The organism is Streptomyces hirsutus (assembly GCF_001418415.1).
Classification (GTDB): domain Bacteria; phylum Actinomycetota; class Actinomycetes; order Streptomycetales; family Streptomycetaceae; genus Streptomyces; species Streptomyces hirsutus.
On record NZ_LIQT01000372.1, the window covers coordinates 1 to 4,366 of the forward strand.

The following is a 4,366-nucleotide window of genomic DNA, read 5'->3' on the forward strand; positions in this document are numbered from 1 at the left end:
GGACGATCGCGTTGAGCTCCTTGGCCGACTTCAGGTCGTGGCCGAACGGCTTCTCGATCACCGCGCGCCGCCAGGAACCGGCGGGCGCGTCGGCCAAGCCGTGCTTCTTCAGCTGCTGGACCACCTTCGGGAAGAACTTCGGTGGTACCGAGAGGTAGAACGCGAAGTTGCCGCCGGTTCCCCGGGATCTGTCCAACTCGTCGACGGCCGAGCGCAGTCGCTCGAACGCCGTGTCGTCGTCGAAGTCGCCCGGGACGAATCGCATGCCCTCGGCGAGCTGCTGCCAGACCTCCTCGCGGAAGGGGGTGCGGGCGTGCTCCTCGACCGCGTCGTGCACCACCTCCGCGAAATCCTGGTCCTCCCAGTCCCGGCGGGCGAAACCGACCAGCGAGAAGCCCGGCGGCAGCAGACCCCGGCCGGCGAGGTCGTACACCGCCGGCATCAGCTTCTTGCGCGACAGATCGCCCGTGACCCCGAAGATGACGAGCCCGGAGGGGCCGGCGATGCGCGGGAGACGGCGGTCGCGCGGATCACGCAGGGGATTGGACCATTCGGTACCGGCCGGATCCCCGGACGTCTCCCCGTTCGGTGCCTCGGTCGTCTCCTCGGTCATTCCCGTCAGCTCCTTGTCGTCGAGGTGGTCGAGGGCCTGCCCCGCCGTTCCGCGGATTCCTGCCGGGCGCGCCCGTACGTCGTGACGTCCTCGGTCCTCTTCCTCCACTACAGGGTGTCCCGGTACGCCCGAACCCTCACCTCCGTAACACGTTCACCAGTAAAAGTATGACGTATTCGCGGGAAGGCGGCCCTGCGGCGCGGGCGTCCCGGGAAAGCGTCGGGTCGTGGACATGGGGGAGGGGCCCCACGCACGCGTGGGGCCCCTCGGCCGGTCGGGGAAGCCGGTGGTTCGGGGAGCGGCCGGTCACACGGGCCGGCCGGCGGTCAGCGGCCGAACGTGAACCAGTTGACGTTCACGAAGTCCTGCGGCTGGCCGCTCGTGAAGGTCAGATACACGTCGTGCGTGCCCGTCACGGACGCGATGTTCGCCGGGACGGTCCGCCACGACTGCCAGCCGCCCGTGTTGCCCACCGAGAAACTCCCGATGGGGGCGTTGCCGCGGCTGTCCAGACGCACCTCGACCAGACCGCTGACCCCGGCGGGCGCACCGCTCGCCACCCGTGCCGAGAACTGCCTGGCCGCGGGCGAGCCGAAGTTGACGCCCTTGAACTGCAGCCAGTCGCCGTTGGCCAGCGCGCCCACGTTCTGACCGCCGCCGGAGTCGGAGGTGGTCTCCGTCATCGTGCCGGACTGGCCGTCGAAGGACTCGGCTTGGATGGTGCCGTACGCGTCGCGGTTGCCGGTCGGCGGGGGCGTGGTGCCACCGCCGCCGGAGGTCAGCACCTGGACGTAGTCGACGAGCATCGAGTGACCGGGCTGCGTACCGGCGTCCGGGCCGCCGCCGAAGGCGTCGGGGAAGCCGCCGCCCATCGCCACGTTGAGAATGACGAAGAAGCCGTGGTCGGTGGCGTTCGACCAGGTCGTCGCGTCGACCTGGTTCTCCCGCACGGTGTGGAAGGTGTTGCCGTCGAGGGAGAAGCGGATCTCCTCCACGCTCTTCGAGCGGTCCTACTCCAGCCGGTAGGTGTGGAAGCCGGCCTGACAGGTCGTGCCCTGACAGGTGGTCGAACTCCCGATACCGCTGTTCTCGTTGCACGGCCCGCCGGGCGCGGTGCCGCAGTGCATCGTGGCGAAGACGGTGTTGTTGCCCTGCGTGTTCTCCATGATGTCCAGCTCGCCGACCGCCGGCCAGTTCCAGTAGTTGCCCCGGTACGGAGCGCCCAGCATCCAGAACGCCGGCCAGTAGCCCTTGGCGGCGGCACCGGTCACGTTCGGCACCTGGATGCGGCTCTCGACGCGCAGGGTGCCGCCGGCCGGCGGCTCGAAGTCGGAACGGTTGGTCTCGACACGGCCGGAGGTCCAGTTCCCGGAGGCGTCCCGGCGCGGGGTGATACGGAGGTTGCCGTTGCCGTCGAGGGAGACGTTCTCCGGGTTCGACGTCATCGTCTCGATCTCGCCGGTGCCCCAGTTGGCGGGGCCGCCCGGGTATCCCTTGCCGGTCGCGTACTGCCAGTTGGAGGTGTTGACGCCGCTGCCCGCGGCGCCGTTGAAGTCGTCGACGAAGACCTGGTTCCAGCCCGACGGGGGTGTCGGGGCGGAGGCGCTCGCGGACGGCAGGGCGATGGTGGAGGCCGCGAGCGCGAGCCCGAGCGTGCCGACGGCGGCCAGCAGCGCCCGCCGCAGCGAGCGGGATCTGCGCGGGGCACGGGGTCTGCGGGGGGTGCCGGAGGTGTCACTCATGTGGGGATGCCTCTCGGAGACGGATGCGGATGCATGGGTCGATCCGTGTACGGATCCGCGTTCGGTTTCAGGTGCGGATCCGGGTGTGGATCCTGGTGCGGGGGAGTGCCTGAGAGCCCTGCTCATCGGCTGTGAGAGCGCTCTCAAGGTGTCGCCAATGTGCTCCGCGGCCCCGTGGCCGTCAAGAGGTGTAACCGAGAAAGTCCTTGAGCGCGAGGAGGGTTCACCTCGTGAATTGACGCGAATGGGTGCAACAGCGCCACGCCCGGCCGTGCGAAGCNNGCTTCGCACGGCCGGGCGTGGTTCTCCGTTCGACCATGCGTCGAACGTGTGTTCCATCGCTTGGTCTCGGGCCTTCACCGGCACCCGCGGGCGGAGCCCTCACCGGAGAGAGGGGCGTCCCCGGGCTCGGACGGGCCTCCGCCGCCGGCCGGAGGCATCATGATCGAGGGCGGACGTGGTGGACGATCGGACCGGCAGGCGTCGACGCCGCCGCGACGGGAAGGGTGCGGACGTGAAACTGACGATTCTGGGCGGCGGGGGCTTCCGGGTCCCGCTGGTGTACGGCGCGCTCCTCGGGGACCACGCCGAGGGGCGGGTGACCCGGGTCGTTCTCCACGATGTCGACGACCGTCGACTGTATGCAGTCGCCCGTGTGCTGGCCGAACAGGCAGCCGGCGAGCCCGACGCTCCCGAGGTGAGCACCACCACCGACCTGGACGAAGCACTGCGGGGCGCCGACTTCGTCTTCTCCGCGATCCGCGTCGGCGGCCTCGAGGGCCGGGCGAACGACGAGCGGGTCGCACTCTCCGAGGGCGTTCTCGGGCAGGAGACGGTCGGCGCGGGCGGCATCGCCTACGGACTGCGTACCGTCCCCGTCGCCGTGGACATCGCCCGGCGGGTGGCCCGGCTCGCCCCCGACGCCTGGGTCATCAACTTCACCAACCCGGCGGGCCTGGTCACCGAGGCCATGTCCCGCCACCTCGGCGACCGGGTCATCGGCATCTGCGACTCGCCGGTCGGCCTCGGCCGTCGCATCGCCCGGGTCCTCGGCGCGGACCCGCGGGAGGCGTGGATCGACTACGTCGGCCTCAACCACCTCGGCTGGGTGCGCGGCCTGTACGTCAAGGGCCGTGACGAACTCCCGCGCCTGCTCGCCGACCTGCCCCTGCTCGGCTCCTTCGAGGAGGGCAGGCTCTTCGGCGCCGACTGGCTCCAGTCCCTCGGTGCCATCCCCAACGAGTACCTGCACTACTACTACTTCAACCGGGAGACCGTACGCGCCTACCAGCAGGCCGAGAAGACCCGCGGCGCCTTCCTCCACGACCAACAGGCCCGCTTCTACACGCAGGTGGGCACCCCGGACACCCCCGCTCTCGCCACCTGGCACCGCACCCGCGCCGAACGCGAGGCCACCTACATGGCCGAGAACCGCGAGAGTGCCGGTGCCGGCGACCGCGAGGAGGAGGACCTGTCCGGTGGCTACGAGAAAGTGGCTCTCGCCCTGATGCGGGCCGTCGCCCGCGACGAACGCACCACCCTGATCCTCAACGTCCGCAACCGCAGCACCCTTTCGGTGCTGGACGGGGACGCGGTCATCGAGGTTCCCTGTCTGGTGGACGCCCAGGGAGCGCACCCCGTCTCCGTCGATCCGCTGCCGGACCACGCCACCGGCCTGGTCTGCGCGGTCAAGGCGGTCGAGCGCGAGGTGCTCCGTGCCGCCGAATCCGGCTCCCGTACCCATGCGGTCAAGGCGTTCGCGCTGCACCCGCTCGTCGACTCCGTGAACGTGGCCCGCCGCCTCGTCGACGGCTACACCGCCGTCCACCCCGGTCTCGCCTACCTCAAGTAGCTCTGCGGGACGAGTACTTCGGAAGGAGAGCACATCAGGAGGAGAGCACTTCATGGCGCTGACCCCGCGGCCGACGACGGGGCGGGACCGGCGGCATGCATCGGGTCGGCCGGTCGCCCCCCGTGACAGCGGCCGACCGACCCGAGCCCCCCGTTCCCC

The 4,366-nt window shown here is 70.4% G+C and carries 1 protein-coding gene and 2 pseudogenes; 1 reads left to right on the plus strand and 2 read right to left on the minus strand.

Annotated elements, in window-relative coordinates; translation table 11 throughout:
- Both AOK11_RS26395 and AOK11_RS26400 read right to left on the minus strand, forming a co-directional pair.
- Positions 1–613: pseudogene (locus AOK11_RS26395) on the minus strand (glucose-6-phosphate dehydrogenase); the annotation flags it as partial.
- Between the two features lie 326 nt (positions 614–939).
- Positions 940–2,355: pseudogene (locus AOK11_RS26400) on the minus strand (glycoside hydrolase family 16 protein).
- Between the two features lie 514 nt (positions 2,356–2,869).
- Here AOK11_RS26400 and AOK11_RS26405 point away from each other — a divergent pair.
- Positions 2,870–4,207 (plus strand): 6-phospho-beta-glucosidase, encoded by a 1,338-nt coding sequence (locus AOK11_RS26405; RefSeq protein WP_055596222.1) that lies wholly within the window; start codon positions 2,870–2,872, stop codon positions 4,205–4,207.
- Positions 4,208–4,366: the final 159 nt, after the last annotated feature.